General features: G+C 63.9%; 13 protein-coding genes. 6 read left to right on the top strand and 7 right to left on the bottom strand.

Going from position 1 to position 19,499, the window contains the following annotated elements; translation table 11 throughout:
• A complete protein-coding gene (locus ACI5KX_RS14400; protein ID WP_406811446.1) occupies nucleotides 1–1,617 on the bottom strand; it encodes a DUF389 domain-containing protein in 1,617 nt (538 codons plus the stop codon).
• A 149-nt stretch (nucleotides 1,618–1,766) separates the two neighbouring features.
• On the opposite strand from ACI5KX_RS14400, the gene ACI5KX_RS14395 reads away from it, so the two are divergent.
• From ACI5KX_RS14395 to ACI5KX_RS14375, 5 genes are all read left to right on the top strand, one after another.
• Nucleotides 1,767–2,999 (top strand): toxic anion resistance protein, encoded by a 1,233-nt coding sequence (locus ACI5KX_RS14395; protein ID WP_406811445.1) that lies wholly within the window; start codon nucleotides 1,767–1,769, stop codon nucleotides 2,997–2,999.
• Nucleotides 2,999–3,817, top strand: coding sequence for a hypothetical protein (locus ACI5KX_RS14390; RefSeq protein WP_406811444.1), 819 nt, complete (start codon nucleotides 2,999–3,001; stop codon nucleotides 3,815–3,817). The genes ACI5KX_RS14395 and ACI5KX_RS14390 overlap by 1 nt, the downstream gene beginning before the upstream one ends.
• 1 nt (nucleotide 3,818) lies before the next feature.
• Entirely contained in the window at nucleotides 3,819–4,115 is a 297-nt protein-coding gene (locus tag ACI5KX_RS14385; protein ID WP_406811443.1) for a polyhydroxyalkanoic acid system family protein, read from the top strand.
• 188 nt (nucleotides 4,116–4,303) lie between these two features.
• Nucleotides 4,304–4,867, top strand: a complete 564-nt coding sequence (locus ACI5KX_RS14380) for a biliverdin-producing heme oxygenase (protein WP_406811442.1) — start codon at nucleotides 4,304–4,306, stop codon at nucleotides 4,865–4,867.
• The gene (locus ACI5KX_RS14375) at nucleotides 4,864–7,419 is read left to right on the top strand and encodes an HWE histidine kinase domain-containing protein (protein WP_406811441.1); all 2,556 of its coding nucleotides are present in this window, start codon (nucleotides 4,864–4,866) and stop codon (nucleotides 7,417–7,419) included. Before ACI5KX_RS14380 ends, ACI5KX_RS14375 begins: the two co-directional genes overlap by 4 nt.
• On the opposite strand, the gene ACI5KX_RS14370 is transcribed toward ACI5KX_RS14375, so the two are convergent.
• The 3 genes from ACI5KX_RS14370 to ACI5KX_RS14360 form a co-directional block, all read right to left on the bottom strand.
• Complete coding sequence (locus ACI5KX_RS14370; protein ID WP_406811440.1) at nucleotides 7,413–8,228, bottom strand: class I mannose-6-phosphate isomerase; 816 nt, start codon at nucleotides 8,226–8,228, stop codon at nucleotides 7,413–7,415. The two genes, ACI5KX_RS14375 and ACI5KX_RS14370, sit on opposite strands and share 7 nt — an antisense overlap.
• Nucleotides 8,225–9,268, bottom strand: a complete 1,044-nt coding sequence (locus ACI5KX_RS14365) for a mannose-1-phosphate guanylyltransferase (protein ID WP_406811439.1) — start codon at nucleotides 9,266–9,268, stop codon at nucleotides 8,225–8,227. Before ACI5KX_RS14365 ends, ACI5KX_RS14370 begins: the two co-directional genes overlap by 4 nt.
• A gap of 105 nt (nucleotides 9,269–9,373) precedes the next feature.
• Complete coding sequence (locus tag ACI5KX_RS14360) at nucleotides 9,374–10,099, bottom strand: energy transducer TonB (RefSeq protein ID WP_406811438.1); 726 nt, start codon at nucleotides 10,097–10,099, stop codon at nucleotides 9,374–9,376.
• A 75-nt stretch (nucleotides 10,100–10,174) separates the two neighbouring features.
• On the opposite strand from ACI5KX_RS14360, the gene ACI5KX_RS14355 reads away from it, so the two are divergent.
• Nucleotides 10,175–13,051: an ATP-binding protein gene (locus tag ACI5KX_RS14355; RefSeq protein WP_406811437.1), complete on the top strand. Its 2,877-nt coding sequence runs from the start codon at nucleotides 10,175–10,177 to the stop codon at nucleotides 13,049–13,051.
• 97 nt (nucleotides 13,052–13,148) lie between these two features.
• Here the strand turns inward: ACI5KX_RS14355 and ACI5KX_RS14350 are convergent, their stop codons facing one another.
• The 3 genes from ACI5KX_RS14350 to ACI5KX_RS14340 form a co-directional block, all read right to left on the bottom strand.
• Complete coding sequence (locus ACI5KX_RS14350; protein ID WP_406811436.1) at nucleotides 13,149–16,655, bottom strand: carboxypeptidase regulatory-like domain-containing protein; 3,507 nt, start codon at nucleotides 16,653–16,655, stop codon at nucleotides 13,149–13,151.
• A gap of 310 nt (nucleotides 16,656–16,965) precedes the next feature.
• Complete coding sequence (locus ACI5KX_RS14345) at nucleotides 16,966–17,931, bottom strand: isopenicillin N synthase family dioxygenase (RefSeq protein ID WP_406811435.1); 966 nt, start codon at nucleotides 17,929–17,931, stop codon at nucleotides 16,966–16,968.
• A 57-nt stretch (nucleotides 17,932–17,988) separates the two neighbouring features.
• Nucleotides 17,989–19,464, bottom strand: a complete 1,476-nt coding sequence (locus tag ACI5KX_RS14340; RefSeq protein ID WP_406811434.1) for a NupC/NupG family nucleoside CNT transporter — start codon at nucleotides 19,462–19,464, stop codon at nucleotides 17,989–17,991.
• Nucleotides 19,465–19,499: the final 35 nt, after the last annotated feature.

Below are 19,499 nucleotides of genomic sequence, written 5' to 3'. Positions count from 1 at the left end.
CTATTCGGTATTGAGCCGACCCCATTCGGCGCGCAGCGGACCCGTGTCCGCCCTCACCTGCACCTCGACATTGCGTGTCGCGAGAATCTCGGCAGCGGCTGCCGCCTGTTCCTCGTCGCCCACGAGGACGATCGGGACCTCGACCCGCTTCGAAGCCCACTCGATCAGGCTGAGGGCGCGCACGCCTTCATCGGTGGGGCCGTCCTCGTCGAAGGGTATCGCGGCAGGCAATCCTCCCGCCGGAGGGATGAGCTCGATCGTCCATTCGGGCTCGGTCGCGGCGATGCGGCGTTCGAGCGCGCGATAGGTCGCGAGGCTGGCTTCCTCGAGCCGCTCGGCACGGACCAGCGCGCGGCGCCGCTTGCGATCAATCAGAACGTCGCTTTCGTCGACCCCCGCGACAAGCGCGAGCTGCGCGGCCAGGTTTTCCGCTCGCTCGGAGGCCGCCGCTTCTTCATTGGCCCGCGCCGCGGCAAGCTGCGCCTGTTCGGCGGCGCTGGCGCTCGTGCCGACCTGGTATTGCACCAGCGTGAGGTCGACCTCTTCGCCCAGCCGATTTGCAAGCGCGCGTTCGATATCGGCCTCCGCCTCGGGCCGTAGCGTAGGAGTAAGCATGGTCGCGCTGACCGTCATCGGTTCGGTCCCGAATTCGATATCGAGCGCATCGATCAACGAACGATCGGGGAACTGCTCCTCGATCTCGGCGCGCACGATCCGCTGCGCATTGGTCTGCCAGGCGATGTTCTGGAGCGAGTAGGCAAGCGGGATGGCGAGCGCCACGAACACCGCCGCCACCGCTACATTCTGGAACAGCGTGTTGCGCGCGCTGAGCGTCGTCTTGAAGCCATAGAGCCGCGCCATCGCCCACGCGGTGAGCGCGATGGTGATGAGGTTGGTGACATACAGCATCAGCGCGCCGGAAAAGACCGTCCAGTTCCATGTTGCGAGCCCGAAACCCACGGTCGCCAGCGGCGGCATCAAGGCGGTGGCGATGGCCACGCCGACGATCGTCCCCTCGCGCCCGCGGATCATCGCGTAAGCACCGGCCAGCGCCGAGAACAGCGCGACGAACAGGTCGAACAGGTTTGGCTGTGTGCGTGCCGCGATCTCGGGGGTGATCGTCTGGATCGGTGAAAGATAGACCAGCAGGCCGGTCAGCCCGACCGCCATCGCCGTGCCCCATGCAAGACTGCGCGCCGATTGCTTGAGCCAGTGATAATCGCCGATCGCGAGCGCGAAGCCCAGCCCCATTATCGGTCCCATCAGCGGCGAGAGAAGCATGGCGCCGATCACAACCGCCGGTGACGACAGCAGCAGGCCGAGCACCGCAATGCCCGCGCTCATGGCAGTCATGAACAGATAGCGTTCGGACATGGCGCAATCTTCGCGCCGCTTCTCGATCACTTCGGCCTGATTGACCGTGCCGATCACCTCCTGCATCCACCACCTGAGCAGGCTGAACTTGACGCTGGTGAGCGAGGCGCGGGCTGTGGCGGCTTTGTCCTTGGCGGATTCGGCTATCCCTCCACTTTCCGCAGACGAGGTGGGTTCGGTCGGCGCAGTCGTCTCACTCATGGAATTGTCAGCCTCGATGGTTTCGGCGCGTTTACGGCGCATACAAACCGAACGGAAGCGCAAACGCAATCTTGTTGGATTGCAAGGGCCAAACACGCTACCGTTCAAGAAATCTTGAAACGCGTGTTTTAGATCACTAATACAGTGCCAAAGGATCAGGCCGCTTGGGCGTGAGGGAGCATACCGAAAGAATGAGCACCGAGACACAAACGGAAACCAAGATCGCAACCGCGACCAAGACCGCGACCGATTTCGAACTGACCGCGCCCGATCCGGTGCCCGATGTCGCGCCCGAAAAGGCCGCCGGCCTCGTCCCCGTGACGGAGGAACAGAAATCGAAGCTCGACACGAAGGTCGATGCCTTCGTCAACGATCTCGTCTCGGCGGACGCCAATTCACCCGCCTTCGGCGAGAAAGTCGACCAGATCACCCGTATGGGGCAGGAACAGATCCGCGCCGCCGCCGCCCATTCCAACCGCTTCCTCGATCGGCCGGTTCGCGCAATGGATGCCGACAGCAGCGTCGGCAGCGACCTCGCCGAACTGCGCCGTACGGTCGAAGACCTCGATCCGGGCCGCAAGGGCAAGCTGCTCGCCCCGCGCAAGCTGTTCGGGATCATCCCCTTCGGCAACAAGCTGAAGAACTATTTCGACAGCTACACCAGCGCGCAGGGCCACATCCAGGCGATCCTCGAACGACTGGATTCGGGCAAAAAGGAACTCCACCTCGACAACGCCGCGATCGATACCGAAAGGCAGAAGCTGTGGGAAGCGATGGGCGAGCTGGAGCAGATGATCCATATCGCCAAGACCCTCGACGAGCGGCTTGAGCAGAAGGCGATCGAACTCGATTCCAGCGATCCCGAAAAGGCCAAGGCGCTGCGCGAAAGCGCGCTGTTCTATGTCCGTCAGCGCACGCAGGACCTCCTGACGCAGATGGCGGTTTCGGTGCAGGGTTATCTAGCGCTCGACCTCGTAAAGAAGAACAACGTCGAACTCGTCAAAGGCGTCGACCGCGCTTCGACCACCACCGTGGGCGCGCTGCGCACGGCGGTGACGGTTGCTCAGGCGATGACCAACCAGAAGCTGGTACTGCAGCAGATCACGTCGCTAAACCAGACCACCAGCGACATCATCGATTCGACCAGCACGCTGCTGCGCGAACAGACCGCGCAGATCCACGAGCAGGCGGCTTCGTCGACGATACCGCTCGAAACGCTCCAGCGCGCGTTCCAGAATATCTACGACACGATGGACGAGGTCGACGACTTCAAGGTGCGCGCGCTTGCAAGCATGAAGCAGACCGTCAACGTGCTGTCGGACGAGGTCGAGAAGTCGAAAGGCTATATCGCCCGTGCCGAAGGACAGGCGCAGGCGCAGGCCAAGGTCGCTTCGGAGCCCTCGCTGCTCTCGCTGGATAGCTGATGACGAACCTGAGCCAGGAAACCGAACGCGCGCTCGCAGACGGGAGGCGGCTGGTCCACGACAACCAGACCGGCGGTCGTCACCGCTTGGCGAGTTCGATCGGCAAGGGCTCGGCCAACGTCCGGATGAAGAACTGGATGAAGCGCGCTGGCTATTTCGGCCTGGCAGTCTTCGCGATCATGGTCGCTGCCTCCGTCATCGGCGTAATCCTCGATGGCATCGGCTTTGTCGGCATAATGGCGGTCGCAATGGCGATCATGTGCGCGGCGGTACTCTTTTCACAGTTCCCGAAAGTGAAGGTGCCCAAGCGACCCGAACTCGGCAAGGGCAACCCGAAACAGATGGTCGCGCGCACCGAACTGTGGCTCGAAGCCCAGCGCCCGGCCCTGCCGCCTCCGGCGGCAAAGATCGTCGAGGATCTCGGGGTTCAGCTCGATGCACTGGGGCTCCAACTCGAAACGGTCGATGCCAATCACCCTGCTGCGCGAGAAGTGCGCGAGCTGGTGGGCGAATACATTCCCGAAACGATCGAGAATTACCGTAAGGTGCCGGCGCAAATGCGCGGCGAGGCGCATGCCGGAAAAACCGCCGATCAGCGCCTGACCGACAGCCTGACCAAGCTTTCGGGCGAGGTCGACCGGGTCACCCGCCGCCTTGCCGAAGGCGCGCTCGACGACCTTGCGATCAAGGATCGCTATCTCGAATACCGCTATGGCGGCGACGAATTGCTCGAGGAACTCCAGCGCGACGACGGCGATTCGGGTGTGCCGCTCCCCGATTTCTCGACCGAAACCGAAACCACGAAGACGCCCCGCTGACATGCGCGTTCACCTGCCCCACGATCTCGGCAAGGAAGAAGTCCGCAAGCGCATGCACGAGCGCAGCCACGAGATCGCGGGCTACTTTCCCGCAGGCATGGCAACCATCGAGACCAGCTGGCCCGACGAGGACCAGATGGACCTGCTCGTCACCGCGGTGGGCCAGCGGATCAAGGGCGCCGTCGAAGTATACGATGACGAAGTCGTGATCGACATGCAGCTGCCAGCGATGCTCTCTTTCCTGCGCGGCACGCTCGAAAATGCCGTCCGCACCGAAGGCGCCAAACTGCTCGAGTGACGCCGAACTCGGGCGCTGCCGCCGGTGCCTCCCGTTGCAAATGACAAGACAAGCTGTCATTCCTGCGTGGTGGGATCGTTGGACAGTGTCGTGGCCGCTTTCGGCCATCCTGCGGTTGTGCAGGGGAGGAATACACCATCGGGACTACACGCGACCTTCGTGATCCGCAGGAAAAGCTGCGCACCGGCTTGAGAACCGCCACCGCGTCTTCGCATGAACGGCTCGACCATGAGATGCGCAGCGCGAGCGGGTGGGGGACCCACGCCGACTATGCGCGCTTTCTCGGTCTGCAATATGGCGCACGCTTGCCGGTGGAGCGCTGGCTTTCAACCCATGCGCGAGACTGGCTTCGACCGCCGGAGCAATGCGCCCTGATCGCTCGCGATCTCGATAACCTCGACGCAGAAGCGCCCGAACCGGGCGCTGCATTCAGAATCGCACCAGAAGCCGGATCCGGACGCGAAGCCCAGGCGCTCGGCGTCGCCTGGGTGCTGGCCGGATCCTCGCTTGGAAATCGCGCCATCGTCAGCGAATTGGCCCGCAAAGGGCGCGGGCACTGGCCCAAGGCGTTTCTCGGCGATCCGGCGATGCTCGCATTCTGGAAGCGCCTGCGCCCAAGCATCGAAGTTCCCGCCGACGCTTCGACCATCGCGTCCGCCAGTCGCGCAGCGGTCGCGGTGTTCGATCACTTCATCGCCCACGCGGCATCCGCGACCGGAGAGCCGCAGCGTCGCGCGGCGATCGTCTCGTGAATTTCCAGAACCGCCCCTATGATCTCACCGAATGCGATCGCGAGCCGATCCACCAGATCGGGACAGTCCAGCATTTCGGCGGCTTGATTGCCCTCAACGGCGATTGGGTGGTGGCGCACCGATCGGTGAATTGCGCCGATATCCTCGGGCTTGAAGCTCTACCAGCACCCGGTGACCGGCTCGCCGATCACTTTACACCGCATGCGATCGAAATGCTCAAGCTCGCCTTCGGCCGCCTGTCGGGGGAGGACGCTGTCGAGCGTATCTTCGGCCTGCGCCTCGTGAAAGGCGGACCTCTGCTCGATTGCGCGGTCCATGTCAGCTCGGCGACCCTCATCGTCGAGTTCGAGCCCCATGCAGAACACGAATACGCCGATCACCTCGCGCTGATCGGCCCGGTTCTCAGCCAGCTCGAGACGATCCGCGAAATCCCGAGGCTCTGCGACCGCGCCGCACATCTGGTGCGCGACATGCTCGGATACGACCGGGTGATGATCTACAAGTTTCACCGCGACGACAGCGGGGAAGTCGTCGCCGAAGCCCGACGCGACGACATGGAGGCGTTCCTGGGCCTGCGATACCCGCGCGCCGACATCCCCCAGCAGGCTCGCGACCTGTTTCGCCGCAACCGGTTCCGCGTGATCGCCGATGTCGATACCCCGCCGGTCGCGATCGAACCCGCTCTCGATCTGAAGAGCCGACCGCTCGATCTGTCGATGAGCGTCCTGCGGGCATCCTCGCCGGTCCATCTCGATTATTTGCGCAATATGGGCGTGACCGCCACTCTGACCATCGCCATCGTCCGTCACGGCAGGCTTTGGGGCCTTATTTCGTGCCACCACGATTCCCCCAAACTCCCCCCCTATTCGCTGCGGACGGTGGCGGAAATGCTCAGCCAGATGTTCTCGCTGATGCTCGACCGCATCCTGATGGAGCGTACCGAACAGTTGCGCGCCAAGGGGCGCGAGCTGCACGACAAGCTGATGCTGCGCTTCGCCGGAGGGAGCACGCTGCTGGAAAGCCTGCCGATGTTCGGAGAGGTCTTGCAGGACTTGATCCTGCATGACGGTGCATCGGTGATGATCGAAGGTCGCTACAAGGCACGGGGCGCTGCTCCGGACGAGGACGAGTTCAGGGCGATGATACCGGCACTCGGAAGCGCTCCGACAAGCACGATCATCGCATCCGAACGGCTTTCCGATCAGATCCCGGAAGCGGAGCAATTCTCCGATACGGTGGCCGGTGCGATCGTCCTTCCCATCTCGCGCAGCCCGCGAGAGTATTTCGTGCTGTGGCGCAAGCCACTGGTGCAAACAGTGACATGGGCGGGAGATCCCGCCAAAGCGCAAGCCTCGCCCGGCGAACGGCTCGAGCCGCGCGGGAGCTTTGCCGCTTGGGAGGAGACCGTCGAAGGCCGCAGCGAAGACTGGTCGGACGAAGAATTGCAGATCGCCGAGAGCCTGCGGGTCACGCTGCTTGAAGTGGTCCTGCGGATGACCGACGAGATCGCCCGCGAGCGCAAGCGCGCGCAGGAACAACAGGACCTGCTGATCGCCGAACTCAACCACCGCGTGCGCAACATCCTCAACCTCATCCGTAGCCTCGTTTCGCAATCGCAGGATGAGGCGATGAGCGTGTCCGAATTCACGCGCATCCTCGGCGGGCGGATTTCGGCCCTGGCCTCGGCGCACGACAATATCACCCGCGACAACTGGGCACCGGCATCGCTCGCCAAGCTTTTCGAGACCGAGCTGGGGGCCTATCTCGACGAGAAGAAAGACCGTTTCCAGCTCACCGGCGCGGATGTGCTTGTGCGGCCCGAAGCCTACACCGTGCTGGCACTGGTGGTGCACGAACTGGTCACCAATTCCGCGAAATACGGCAGCCTGTGCGACCGCACCGGCAAGCTTTCGGTGGCGCTCAGGATCAATCGCTTCGGCGATCTGGATATCCGCTGGCGCGAGAGCGGCGGTCCTGCTGTCAAGCCGCCGACCCGGCGCGGCTTCGGGTCGACCATCATCGAACGTTCGATTCCCTACGAGCTCAAAGGCGAGGCCGAACTCCGGTTTGAGCCGTCCGGGCTCGAGGCCGACTTCACCCTTCCGCGTCGCTACCTCGTATTAAAGGACAATGCCCCGGTCGGGATGACCAAGCCGGTCGAGGAGCCGGAAACAAGAGGTTCCGAAGATTCCCGGATCCTTCCGGAGCATGTCCTGCTGGTCGAAGACAGCATGATCATCGCGCTCGACACCGAAGAGAGCCTCAAAGGGCTCGGGATCAAGTCGGTCGCAGTCGAAGCCAGCGTTTCGGGCGCGCTCGCAGCCATCGAGCGCCGCACGCCGGATTTCGCGATCGTCGATTTCAACCTCGGGACCGAGACAAGCGAACCGGTCGCGCAGGAACTCGCTGCCAAAGGCGTGCGCTTCGTGCTCGCCACCGGCTACGCGGAAATGGCCGACGAGGTCGAACGGCTCGGCGCGGTCGGGTTGTTACGCAAGCCCTATGGCCGCAGCGAGATCGAGGAATTGCTGAGCGGCGCTCCGGCTCAGTAGGCGCGCGGCCGCGTCAGCAAGGTCAATTCGGCCGACGCGAAATCGAGCGCGTCGATGCTCGGCGCATACAGGCATTCCCCCGCACCGGCACGCGCATTGCCCGTTCGCACACCGACTTCGCCTTTGAGCGGGAGGGCCAGCAGTCCGTTGGTGTAGGCCGAGGAAACCGTGGCTCCGGGCGTGCCTTCTATCCGGTCGACTCGGAAATGCGCGGCGTCGATCAGGGTTTCGCCGCGTGAGGAAACGGTGCCTCGATGCTCGTCCGGATAGGGACCGCAATCGGCCACCGCCATGGCGCGTTCGAGGTGCAGCTCGCGCGGACGCCCGTAGTCGTAAAGCCGGAATGTCGTGTCGCTGGTCTGCTGCACTTCGACCAGCGAAAGGCCGGGACCGATCGCATGGACCGTTCCCGCGGGGAGGTAATAGACGTCGCCGGGGCGAGCCTCGTGCCATGTCAGCAGCTGCTCGATCGATCCATCGCGCGCGGCTTGCTCGATCACTTCGTGCGGATGCTCGCGGTCGAACCCGATCGCCAGCTTCGCGCCGGGATCGGCATCGAGCACCAGCCAGCATTCTTCTTTCCCATCCTCGCCGGGAAGCGCAGTGGCGTCGCCGGGGTGCACCTGCACCGAGAGCTTTTTGCTGGTGAAAAGGTATTTGACGAGCAGTTGCGGCAGTTCAGCCGGGGGATCGAACCAGATCTCCCCGATGCGCACCCCACCGGGCGCAAGGAAGGGTTCGGGAAGCGTCTCGCGTCCCCAGACCTTTTCGACCATCTTGGTCGGCAATTTCCGCGCCGATGCGCTCACTGCCCGCTCGCTCCCGGCAGTTTGCCGACGCGCTGTGCACCTTCGCGGGTGGTTACGAGGACTTCGTCGCCCGATACCACGATGCATACATCCTCGAGCCCGACCGCCGAGACGCGCGGTCCGTCGCTGAGAGCCATCACCCCCCTGCACCCGTCGAAGTCGATTTGGCCGCGCGCGACATTGCCCGATCCGTCTGCGACGCTCGCAAGCGCGTCCTGCAAGGCGGCCCAGTTGCCGATGTCCGACCATCCCATGGCCGCCGGCACCATCGCGGCGCGATCGGTGTTCTCCATCACCGCATAGTCGATCGAGTCGCCGTGGATCGCCTCGAACGGCTCGGCTGCGGGCAGGAACCGCGGGCCGGCTTCGCGTCCCGTTTCGACAGCCTGCACCACCAGCCGCGCCATCTCGGGGCGATGTGTCTTCACTTCCTCCAACAAGCGGCCCGCGCGGAACGCGAAGATGCCGCCGTTCCAGCTGTATTCTCCGCTCGCCAGATATTCCTCTGCGCGCGCCCGGTCGGGTTTCTCGACGAAACGCGCGATCCGATACCCCCCCGCCAGCGGTTCGCCGCGCTGGAGATAGCCATAGCCGGTCTCCGGACGCGTCGCGGCGATCCCGAAGGCAACCAGCCAGTCTTCTCGGGCGAGCTCGGCAGCGGCCAGCGCAGCAGCGCGGAAAGCCGCTTCGTCTGCGATGTGGTGGTCGCTGGGGCATACCAGCATGATGGCGTCGGGATCGAGCAGCGCTGCCGCGAGAGCGATTGCCGGGGCGGTGTTCTTCGCCGTGGGTTCGACCACCAGTCGATTACCGGAAGCGGGGCCGAGCTGCTGTTCGATCAAATCGATATGCTGCGATCCGGCAACGATGATCGGCGCGGCGAAGCGGTCATCGCCCCCGACCCGGCCGACCGCCTGTTCGAACAGCGTCTGTTCGCCCACAAGCGGAAGGAACGGCTTCGGCCTGTCCTTGCGGCTGAGCGGCCACAATCGCGTGCCGCTGCCGCCGCACAGGATTACCGGATGGATGGGGGTCGACATCAAGGAACTCTCGCAGTCAAACAAGGCTGTGCGTGCGTTTACGGCGACCGCCTATACCAGCCGAATGCATTTACACCAGCCGGGTTTCGAAGCATTTAAGCCGCATCAGAACCATCGCTGCCGCCAATAGAACGGCGCGGGAACAGGGTTACCGCTGGCGTCCATCGCCGGGCGGAAGCGCAGCCGGTCCTCGACAAGCCGACATGTGATCCTGTCGGCCTCAGGGTCGGGGCTGGGCCGGTAGATCGAGCAATTGCGCGCCCGACCGTCGACGCCGACGGTAACCTTGACGATGACTTCGGTTCCGCGCCGGGCATCGCGACCGCCAGGCGGGATCGGGTAGTCGCGAGCGTTGTTGATAGCGCCCGAGATATGGACGGGCTTGCTTACAGCAACGCCGCCCTGCCCGCCTCCGCGGTTGCCGCTCCCCGTACCGAGGCCGCTGCCCGCTGCGCCAGTGCCCTCACCCGCATCGCGTGCCCCCGAGCGGTTTGCGGTCCCGGTCGACGAGGCCTGCGGTCGCGGCGTGGGGTTGCTTTCCAATGGGGAGGTCGGGGCGGTCACCGGCTGCGGCACCGCCTCCCTGCCGGGATCGCCCTGTGCGCCCTCGTCTGGCTCGGGCTGGTTTTCCGGCGGCGGCGGATCGGGCGGGGCGGTTATGGTTACCGTGAATGCCTCCACCACCGTCCGTTCGACCGAGGCGGTAATGTCCGGCGCGAGCGCGCGGGCGAGCCCGTAGAGCGCGGCAATATGGAGCAGGACGATCAGCACGACGAGCCACCAGCGCGGACGCCGCAGCGAACCGGAATACCGGGTTTTTGCGTAGCCCACCGTCAATCCTCCTCTCGCCAAAATGCTCCATAGCGGGCGCGGACACGGCCCGGTCTTGCAGCCATCCCTATAGCAATGCGGGAGAAATTTGCGATGGAGCGCATGATCGCCCGCACGGCAACGACCGGGAATATTGCACAGCCGCTCGCCCCGATACGAGAGTTCTTCGACCGCGAGAGCCTGCTCGGTGCCGCGCTTGGCGGCGCGGTGTATTTCCTTCTCGCCTTTGTCTGCCTCAATCTTTCGAAGTTCGATTCCACCCTCGCCAGCGTGTGGCTGCCGAACGCCGCGGCGGTCGCGATCCTGCTTCGCACGCGGATGAAGGCCGAAGTCCCGCTTTACATCGGCATCTTCGCCGCAAGCACGGTGGCCAATATGCTGGCCGGGACGTCGCTCGGCGTTTCACTGGTGTTCTCGATCGCCAACGTGATCGATGTCGCGGTGGTGGTTTGGATGGCGCGGCGCGGCTCCCACCGGATGCCGGACATGACCGATCTCGCCGATCTCGCCCGGTTCGCCCTTGCCGGGGGAGTCGTCGGCCCACTGGTTTCGGCATCGGTTGCCGCCCTCGCGATGGGAACGGACCGCAGCGCAATCTGGTCCGGGGCGACGTCGTGGTTTTTGACCGACAGTCTCGGAATGCTGATCCTCGCGCCCTCGCTGATGATCGCGATCGACGCCTGGCGCAACCGGCGGCGCCCGACTGCGCACGAAGCGTGCGAGTGGATCGTCCTGACAATTTGCGGCACGTTGCTCACGATCGCGATTTTCGCGCAGGGCAAATATCCGTTCCTGTTCTTCGCCGCGCCGATCGTCATCCTCCATGCTTTCCGTCTCGGAGCGCTTGGAACGGCGTTCTCGATCAACAAGGTCGCCATCATCGCGATCCTCTTCACCTCGCTTGGAACGGGGCCCGTGAACCTTGCCGAAGGTTCGCTGTCCTCGAAGCTGATCGTCCTGCAGGCGTTTCTCGCCTCTGCCTTCATGATCGGCTTGCCGGTCGCCGCGACGCTCGCGGGCCGCGAAAGGATGATGGACGAACTCGAGCAGGGGCGCGACAAACTACAGCTGCTTGCGGCGAACATCACCGATGCGATCCTGCGTTACGACCTGACCGGAATTTGCACCTACGCGTCACCCTCGGTTCGCGACGTACTGGGCGAGGATACCGACGTGTTCGTCGGTCGGAGAGCCTCGAACCGGATGCATCAAGACGCCCGCGAGCGGATCCTGCTCGCGGAAAAACGCTTGCTCGATGGCAGTTCGACCAGGGAGCGATTCACCTACCGCCGGTTCCTCGATGCCGAAGACGGCTCACCGATCTTCATCGAGGCCAATTGCGCCATCGCCTATCATCCCGGCAGCGGTGCGGCCGAAGGAATTGTCGTCTCCGCGCGCGATGTCACCGAACGGGTCGAACTCGAAAAGCTGCTGACCCGCGCACGCCTCCATGCCGAAGAGGCCGCCCGCGCCAAGTCGGAATTCCTCGCCAACATGAGCCACGAAATCCGCACCCCGATGAACGGTGTGCTGGGGTTTGCCGAATTGATGCTGCAAGGCGATCTCGACGCGGATCAGCGGCGGCAGACAGAGATGATCGTCCAGTCGGGACGTTCGATGATGCTGCTGCTCAACGACATTCTCGACCTGTCGAAGATCGAAGCCGGCCAGATTGCGATCCATCATGCTCCCGTCGACCTTCATGCGACTCTGTCGGATTGCATTTCGCTGCATCGCCCCGGTGCCGAGGAGAAAGGCATCGAGCTTCGTTTCGAGGGGCCGCGAGGACAGCATGCACCGGACCGCGCCGACTGGGTGATGACCGACGGTCTGAGACTGCGCCAGATCGTGCTCAACCTGGTCGGCAATGCGGTGAAATTCACCCAGAGCGGTAGTGTGCGATTGTCCTACACGCTTGCGGAGGATCACGTCGCTGTCAGCGTTTCGGATACCGGGATCGGAATCGACAAGGCTCGGCTGGAGTCGATTTTTCAGCCCTTCACCCAGGCCGAAAGCGACACGACGCGGCGGTATGGCGGGACCGGGCTGGGCCTGACGATCAGCCGCCAGCTCGCCGAACTGCTCGGAGGCACCATCGAGGTCGATAGCGAACCCGGGGCGGGCTCCTGCTTTACCCTTCGGCTCCCGACCGCACTTGCCAAGCCGGATCGCAGCCGCATCGAAGAGCGCCCGGCGATGGACCTCACCGACCTTCCGGGCGAGGCGCGGATCCTGCTCGCGGAAGATCACGACATCAATCGCATGCTGGCAACCGAAATGCTTGGGCGGTGCGGGCAGCGCGCCGACGTCGCGCGCGACGGAAACGAAGCCGTTGCGCGGGTGCTCGATGCCGAGCGGAGCGGCGCTCCCTACGATCTCGTACTGATGGACATCCAGATGCCGGGTTGCGACGGCTATGCAGCGACGCGGGCGATCCGGGCGGAAGGGATCGGGCCGGAAACGCTCCCGATCGTCGCTCTCACCGCCAATGCGTTTCCCGAGGATATTGCAGCCGCACAGCAGGCCGGAATGCAGGGGCACCTCGCAAAGCCGCTCGAATTCTCCGACTTTGTGCGTGTGCTAAAGCGTTGGCTGCCGGCCCGAGTGGCCGGGACCGCACGCGCGGAAGTTGGCGCTTGGCGGGATGAGGCCGGAGCCGGTTCATTTGCACGCTCGCCCGAGCTTATGCGGCGTTGGCGGGCGCGGCGCAGCGAAGCGATCGACGCGGTCAGGGCCGCACGCGAAGACGGCTCATTCGCCGCGAAGAGTGATAGCGACGAGCTCGCCATACTGCTGCACAAGCTCGCTGGTACGGCCGCGATGTTCGGCGAGGAGGCATTGGGCGAGAGGGCGGCAACACTCGAACGCGCGCTGCGCGGAAACGCGGCATCAGCGGATCAACTGGCACTGGCCAACGAACTGATCGAAGTCGCCGACCAAAGCGAGGCTTGAACGCCCGGCCGGGTCGAAACCACTGCTCCCCAAAATGCAAACGGCGGGACCCGAAGGCCCCGCCGCGCATGTTCGTTTCGAACCCTGAGCTTACGAATTAGAATTCGTACCGTGCACCGATCTGGATCCGCCAGATGCTGTTCGAGATGAAGGTGTCGGCTTCACCCGCACGAGCGTTGAAGTCGCGGATCACGTAGCGACCATCGTCGTCATAGGTCGCGTCGACGAGGTCGACACGGCCGTCGAAGCCGCCCAATGCACGACGCACATTCCAGCCGCTGTCGATCAGGTTCAGGAAGTTGTCGAAGTCGACGAACAGTTCGATGTTGTCTTCCTTGATGCCCGTCAGGCTGCCGATGAACGGCAGTTCCTGGCTGAAGCGCAGATCGAGATCGAAGAACCACGGGTTGCGGCAGGTGTTGCGCTTGATCGTCTCACCCGGAGTGAACTCGCAATTGAGTTCGCTCACGATCCCTTCGCCGTTCAGCGCATCGATATAGCGCTGGAGCGCCACCGGATCCGAGCCAACCCCGGTCCAGTCGCCCATCGCATCAAACACTGGCGGCGCGATGTTCGGATCATCGAAGCCGGTCGGGATATAGGCCAGGATGTTCTGTTCGGCCGAACCCGAGTCGCGGAAGAACGGGAATTCGTCGTCGAACACGAGGCTGTACGGACGGCCTTCCGATGCACGGAAGAAGATGCCGAGGCCGGTGTCGAACCCGTCGAGGAATTCCTCCTTGAAGTTCAGCGAAAGAACGAAGTTGTGCCGCGTCTCGAAACCGGACTGCGAGATCGCCGGGCTCTGCGGATCGAACACCGCCGTGCCGTCGAAGGTCGAACCGGCGGTCGACGAACGGAAGTTGATCGTCTGTTCGCTGTCGCTGAAGGCATAGCCGAAGTTGACATTCACGCTGCCGCCTTCGGTCAGGATACCCTCGCTGAAACGCTTGGTCAGGATCAGCGACGCGTTGTGGCTGTCGAAGCTCGGGCCGTTGGTCAACTGCAGGTATTCATCGATCCCGGTTGCGAAGCACGCGCCGGTCACGTTGTTGTAGGTCGGCGGGTTGTTGCCGACGAACACCGCGTCACAACCGGCAGCGAGCGGATCGATAGCGCGATAGATCGGACGGCCATCCACAGTAAAGCCGTTCAGACCCTGGCTCGGATCGACGACCTGCGTGAGGTCGACGATGTCGAGCGTGTCGTTGAACCGGGTGTAGATGTAGTCGAGGTTCAGACGCCAGTTCGAGAAGAACCCGGTCTCCGTACCGAAGTCGGTCGAGAAGCCGAGATTGGCACGCACAGCGGTCGGGATGTCGAAATCCGGATCGGTGTTCTGGATTTCGCCGCGACCCGCGCCGGCGGCGGCTGCGGCCGCGTCGATTACGCACTGCGGGATGCCGTTGAACTGGCCACCCGTCACCACGTCGATCTGGCCGGTGCCGGCGTCGATCGGGAGATCGGCAGGATCGCAAGCACCGTTGTTGCGTTCGGCCGAAGCGAAACCATCGTTCGAGAACGCGTTCGAGAAGTACACGATCGGATCGCCGCCGGCGAAGATGCCGACGCCGCCGGTCAGACGGCTGTTCGAGAAGAAGCCGTCATTGTCGAACTCGTAGGTGGCCGAGAGACGCGGCAGGATCACCGGCTCGATCTTACCGAACGAGTTGGCGTTGGTGTAGCCGTAGCGCTGGAGGAACAGCGGGTTGGCGCGCGGTGCGTCACCATCATACATCTGGACGCGAACGCCGGCGTTGATGGTCAACTGGTCGGTGGCCTGCCACTCGTCCTGTGCGAACACCGAGTAGATCCGGCGGCTGAAGCGGGCGGCGGCGTTGTTGATGTCGCCATCGATGCTCGTGGCGATCGCAGCACCACCGGCACCGCCGATGATATCGTCCGGAGTGTCGAAGCCGCTGCCGGTGCCCGGTGCAAGCAGGCCCTGCTCGAAATCGTCGAGGCCGTTGAAGAACAGCGTACCAGTCGCGTTGATGGCGAACAGGTTGAACACTTCGAGATCGTTGATTTCGGCGCCGAGCTTGAGGAAGTGTCCGTCGCCCGCGTCGATGTTCATCATGAAACGGGCCTGGTCGATCTTCGTGTCGAGCTGGTTGGCCGAGCGGAAGATGCCCGGACCCGTTGCGAGACCGCCGTCGTCACCGTTCGGGATCAGGCCGTTGCTGCCGTTCGGGAAACCGACGACGAGGCGAACGGTCGGGTTGTCGGTCTGCGCTTCGTTGAAGCCGACCGGACCCTGAACGTCGCCGACTTCCGAACGGCTGACACGCAGTTCGGTCGAAATCGTGTCGCTCCAGTCCGAATAGAGACGGACCGAGTAGTAATCCGAGATCGTGCCTTCGTCTTCGAAGGAGTTGAAACCGGTGAAGGTGTTCCCGCCGGTATCGACTTCGACGTTGGTTTCCTCGAGGCGCTGGTAGGTCGCTTCGAGACGGTGATCGTCGCTGATGATCGCGTCGAGGCGACCGAAGTAGCGCACGTTACCTTCCGGCAGAGCTCCGGGAAGGCCGCCGATGTCCTGGCCGTATACGTCGTTGGCGATCTGCGCGAAGCGGTTGAACTGCTCGATGGTGACGAAGTCGACTTCATCGGCAGCGCCCGAACCGAACGGCCCCTGGTTGAAGCCATCGGCCAGCTTCACTTCTTCGTACCCGAAGGAGAAGAACAGGCGATCGGGGATGATCGGGCCCGAAAGCGTGGCGCCCCAGCGCTCTTCCCGACCGGCATTGACGTTTTGGATGTCGCCATCGGCAAACTCGACGCTGTCGGCCTGGAAGCCTTCGTCGAAGTAGGTGTAGAAAGCCGAACCGTGGAATTCGTTCGAACCGGCTTTGGTGACGACGTTGACGAGACAGCCGGTGAAATCCGAATATTCGACATCAAACGGTGCGAATTCGACCGAGGTCTGCTCGATCACGTCGAACGGAAGCGGCAGCGAGTTACGCGCTGCAAACGGCGTGCCGTTGAGGCCGAACACATCCGACTGGATGATGCCGTCGACGGTGAAAGTGTTCGCACGGTCGTTGCCGCCGAGGCACGAGATGCGGTCGACGTCGTTCGAACGCTCGAGGCTGACGCGCGGGTCGAGACGGATGATGTCGCGAACGTCGCGGGTGATCGAGGGGAATGCTTCGAGCGTCTCGGTGCCGAACGCGGTGCCCGGGCCGACAGCGAGCTGGGTGACCTGCGCGCGGGCGCCGGTGACGACGATGACATTGTCGGTGGCGCCGGCGGCGGTCGCGGTCAGCGTGAAGTCGAAGCCGGTGTTGCCCGAGATGCTGGTGAACACATCTTCGACGGTCTGGCCTTCATAGCCGGTCGCGGTGACGGTAACGGTGTAAGGGCCGCCCGGGGGCAGCGAGCCGACGCGGAAAGTGCCGCTGCCGCCAGCGGTCGTCGTGCGGGTTGCACCGGTACGCTCGTCGGTGATGGTGACGGTTGCGCCCGGAAGCGCGTTGCCTTCGGCATCGGATACCTGGCCTTCGATGCCAGAGGTGATCTGCTGCGCGGCTGCGGGAGTCGCAATCGCGGTGGCGGCAGTGAGGCTGACGACGCTCGCTGCCAGGAAATATTTGAGTTTCATTGGTTAGCCCCTGATCGCTTGGAGAGAGAGAACGAAGAGATGATCGCACCGGCTTGATGCGTGCACGCCCGCACTAGGCAGGTTCCGCGTCCGCAAAAAGACTGTTTTGTGACAAAACAATGAATCCGCGGGGCGCGCCAAGACGCCAAGCCTCCACTGTGGACAAAACCGCCCCGAAAACTCGCTGAAACCGTGGGTTTTTGGCCCAGTGTTGCAGGCGCGCAACGAGCGATCTGAATTTTCGGCGCGAATCTACGGCGCGCTCCGGACCGGCGCTTGCGAATCGCCGGTCGGGAACGAATCCGAAACGTCAGGCCAGATTGATCTCGCGCAGGCGCTGCTGAAGGAAATCGTGCGCGGTGATGGGGGCCAGATCGACCTCGACATCGCCAGCCGGTGCGCAGGACGGCAGCGGCTCGATCAGATAGTCCGGCCGGAAATGGAGGAAGAACGGCATCGAATAGCGCGAGCGCCGTGCCGCCTCGCCGCTCGGGTTGACGACCCGGTGCGTGGTGGAGCGCAACGCCCCGCCGGTCAGCCGCTCGAGCATGTCGCCGACATTGATCACCAGCGCGCCCTCCGGCACGTCCACGGCAAGCCATTCGCCTGATTTGCTGAGCAGTTCCAGGCCCGCCTCCTCGGCGCCGAGCAGCAGGGTGATGGTGTTGATATCACCGTGGGCCGCCGCACGGATCGCGCCTTCGGGCGCATCCTCGCCCAGCGGCGGGTAATGCAGCAGCCGCATCACCGAATTGCCGTCCTCGATCGTCGGGTCGAAGAAATTGCGATCGAGCCCTAAATGCAGCGCGATCGCCTCGAGCACCCTGCCACCGGCATGTTCGAACGCGGCGTAAAGCTCGCTAAAGGTTTCGCGAAAGCCCTCGACCTCTTCGGGCCAGACATTGGGCGCCATATATTCGGCGAGCGGGTGGCCCGCATCGAGCGAACGGCCGATGTGCCAGAATTCCTTAAGGTCGAAGATCTGCGCGTCCTTGGCTTTCTCGGTCCCGAACGGCGTGTAGCCGCGCGCCCCGCCACCGCCTTCGATCTTATAGGCGCGTTTCACCTCGTCGGGCAGCGCAAAGAACGCTTTCGACGCCGCTTCAGCCTTGGCGATCAGCTCCTGCGGGATGCCGTGATCGCGGACGATAGCGAAGCCGAACTCGGCAAAGCTGTTGCCCAGTTGATCGGCGATATCTTCGAGCGGTTTCGCGAGCGAGACGCTGGCGATGCCCGCGGTGGTACGGGCTGCGGTATCAGTGGGGGTATGAGTCATGCGCGCGGCCTTACACCCGCCTGCGCGATCCTGCCAAGAGGGCGCGCGTAGTCCGCGCTACAGCGGCAGGAAGATGCTGGCGAGCGCCGCACTCATCAGATTGGCGAGACTCCCGGCGGCGAGCGCCTTCAGCCCCAACCGCGCGATCACCGGTCGCTGGTTGGGCGCAAGCCCGCCGGTCACCGCCATCTGGATCGCGATCGAGGAGAAATTGGCAAACCCGCACAGCGCAAAGGTCACGATCGCACGGCTGCGCTCGGTCAGCTCGCCGCCCGTCATCGCGCCAAGGTCGATGAAGGCGACGAATTCGTTGAGCACGATCTTGGTGCCGAACAGGCCACCCGCAATCTGCGCCTGGTCCCAATCCGAAATGCCGATCAGGAACATCACCGGCGCGAACACGTAACCCAGCAGCTTCTGGAAGCTGATCGTGCTGAGCCAGGTCGCGGTCGCCTCGTCGAACGGCGTGCCCATATTGGCCGCGAGCGCAACCAACCCGGATCCCAGCCCGCCAAGCATTCCGTTGGCCAGCGCTACAAGCGCCACGAACACCATCACCATCGCTCCGACCGCCACGGCAAGCTTCACGCCGGTCTGCGTGCCTTGCGCGGCGGCCTCGATAATGTTGGCGGGGCGCTGCCCTTCCTCGAAGGTTTCGGCCATCTCGACTTCGGCTGCCTTGCCACCTTCGACGATAGCGGCCGGGCCCTCGCCCGAAATGCGCGATTGCGGCAGCTCGATCTCGTCGCCGTTCTCGTCGTACATCGTCACCCGCGTCGCTTCGGCGGGCATGGTCGATCCGCCCCGCGCCTGCGCCGCCGCCATCTGCGCGACCGAGAGCGTTTCGTGTTCCGGCTCGGGCTCGTCGGGCATGATGATCTTGGCCATGAGTATGCCGCCCGGGGCCGACATGAACGCTGCGGCGAGCAGGAACGGCACGGCTTCCGAACCGATGAAGCTGGCATAGGCGGCCAGGATCGTGCCCGCGACGCCGGCCATGCCGACGCTCATCAGAGTGAACAGCTTGGCGGGCGGAAGCGCGGCGAGATAGGGGCGCACCACCAGCGGACTTTCCGACTGGCCGACGAAAATGTTGGCGGCACTGCCGAGAGCCTCGACCTTGCTGATCCCGGTGATCCAGCCGATCGCCCCGCCCACCCAGCGCACGAGCCGCTGCATGATGCCGAGGTGGTACAGGATCGAAACGATCGCGGCGAAGAACACGATCACCGGCAACGCCGCGATGACGAAGGTGTTGGTGAAGGGGTTCGCGTCCATCGGGCCGAACACCGCTGCAATCCCGACCTTCGAATAGTCGAGCAGCGCGATCACCCCGTCGGACAGGAACCGGATCGCCGCGACGCCGAAATCGGTGCGCAGCACCAGCAGCGCCATCGCCGCCTGCAATGCGAAGGCGGCACCGACGACGCGCAGCTTGATCCGGCGCTTGCCCGAAGACAGCAGGAACGCGATGGCCAGGATGGCTACGATGCCAAGCAGGCTGAAAAGGGTGGACGTGAGACTGTCGTTCACGGCTGCAGCGGTGCCCCCGAATTGTTGTGCGTGTA

This window comes from Erythrobacter sp. GH1-10 (genome assembly GCF_045363165.1).
GTDB lineage: Bacteria > Pseudomonadota > Alphaproteobacteria > Sphingomonadales > Sphingomonadaceae > Erythrobacter.
The sequence above is the reverse complement of the archived record's forward strand: the minus strand, read 5'-3'. Positions and strand labels throughout refer to the sequence as shown.

Bases quoted from the DNA above. Each gene is read 5' to 3' on its own strand.
- ACI5KX_RS14350 (WP_406811436.1), bottom strand. From the start codon at position 16,655: ATGAAACTCAAATATTTCCTGGCAGCGAGCGTCGTCAGCCTCACTGCC.
- ACI5KX_RS14355 (WP_406811437.1), top strand. From the start codon at position 10,175: ATGCGGGAGAAATTTGCGATGGAGCGCATGATCGCCCGCACGGCAACG.
- ACI5KX_RS14400 (WP_406811446.1), bottom strand. From the start codon at position 1,617: ATGCGCCGTAAACGCGCCGAAACCATCGAGGCTGACAATTCCATGAGT.
- ACI5KX_RS14385 (WP_406811443.1), top strand. From the start codon at position 3,819: ATGCGCGTTCACCTGCCCCACGATCTCGGCAAGGAAGAAGTCCGCAAG.
- ACI5KX_RS14345 (WP_406811435.1), bottom strand. From the start codon at position 17,931: ATGACTCATACCCCCACTGATACCGCAGCCCGTACCACCGCGGGCATC.
- ACI5KX_RS14390 (WP_406811444.1), top strand. From the start codon at position 2,999: ATGACGAACCTGAGCCAGGAAACCGAACGCGCGCTCGCAGACGGGAGG.
- ACI5KX_RS14365 (WP_406811439.1), bottom strand. From the start codon at position 9,268: ATGTCGACCCCCATCCATCCGGTAATCCTGTGCGGCGGCAGCGGCACG.
- ACI5KX_RS14395 (WP_406811445.1), top strand. From the start codon at position 1,767: ATGAGCACCGAGACACAAACGGAAACCAAGATCGCAACCGCGACCAAG.